The sequence below is a fragment of the Microbacterium sp. 5K110 genome (assembly GCF_005774735.1).
Classification (GTDB): Bacteria; Actinomycetota; Actinomycetes; order Actinomycetales; family Microbacteriaceae; genus Microbacterium.
Genome location: NZ_VBUM01000173.1, coordinates 1 through 1,257, shown reverse-complemented (window position 1 = coordinate 1,257; position 1,257 = coordinate 1). Strand labels below are relative to the sequence as shown.

Sequence of the window (1,257 nt, the reverse complement as noted above, 5' to 3'; positions counted from 1 at the left end):
CCTCCGCTCCGGGGCTGCGGGGCGCGGCGAGGGGAGGAGAGTCGGCGACCGGAGGACGGTGCCGGGGTCCGGCATCCTCCCCTCCCCGGATCTCCTCCGCTCCAGGGCTACGGTCCGCGGCGGGGACCGCGTGCCGGCGGCGGGAGGAAATTCGGCAACCGGAGGACGGTGCCGGGGTCCGGCATCCTCCCCTCCGCGGATCTCCTCCGCTCCGGCGGGCGTGCGGGGCGCGGCGGGGACCGCGTGCCGGCGGCGGGAGGAGATTCGGCAACCGGAGGACGGCACCGGGGTCCGGCATCCTCCCCTCCGCGGATCTCCTCCGCTCCGGGCTCACCGGGCTCGATGCAGCCCCTGCGCGATGGCGGAGACGATGCTGTGCTGGACCGAGGGCCAGTCGTCGACCAGTTGGTGGTAGCTGACGCGGATGACGTGGTAGCCGTTGAGTGCCAGAAGGGCGTCGTGCCGGATATCCGCCTCGCGCTGAGCCCCGACATGGTGACCGCCGTCCGCCTGGACGACGAGCTTCTCGCCGATCAGCAGGTCGACACGGTGGCCCAGGATCCACATCTGCGGGCTGAGTCGAACTCCGAGCCACGCCAGGCGCACGACGAGGAAGGTCTCCAGACCCGAATCGGCGAGCGGCGTGGCCCGTGCCGCGAGTTCGAGACCGCGGCTCGTCAACGGGTACCGACGCATCTCGTCGAGAGTGACCAGCTTCTTGTTCAACGCCGAGTTCCATATCGCGAGCGCCTGCTCGTCGGGCAGGCAGCGGCTCACGACACCGAGGACATTGACCACGCCGTCGACCAGATTCTCCGGATGCCGAGGGACCAACGGCCGGCAACGGTGGACGCGCGTGCCCGCCGCGACGCTGATGCGACCGGCGTGAGGCGGGGCGGCCACGTGGACCTCGCCCGTGGCCAAGACCCACAGACCGTGTCGGACCGCTGCGGTGGAGCATGCCAACGTCACCCCTGTGCGCGCCGCGGCGACGAGGAACGGATCGGCATCGGGGACGGCGACCCACCGACGGCGAAGACGGAGGAGGGCACCGTGCTTCACCGCGGAGGAGAGCGTGTCGACGGACACTCCCTCTCGCTGGAGGGCCGCGGTGGCGACGACACCGCCGAGGGTACGCACGCGGGCGACGAGCCGATCGATCCGGTCGGAGAGGCGGGGATTCACGGCGCCAGCGTGCCCGATCGCTCGAGCGCGCGGTCACGCGGCGGCCGCAACCTGTGGATGACGGGGCTGGGG

General features: G+C 72.1%; 1 protein-coding gene. It reads right to left on the bottom strand.

The window, feature by feature from the left end; genetic code table 11:
• Window positions 1-330: 330 nt before the first annotated feature.
• Entirely contained in the window at window positions 331-1,185 is an 855-nt protein-coding gene (locus FE256_RS17930) for an endonuclease domain-containing protein (protein ID WP_171024415.1), read from the bottom strand.
• Window positions 1,186-1,257 lie beyond the last annotated feature (72 nt).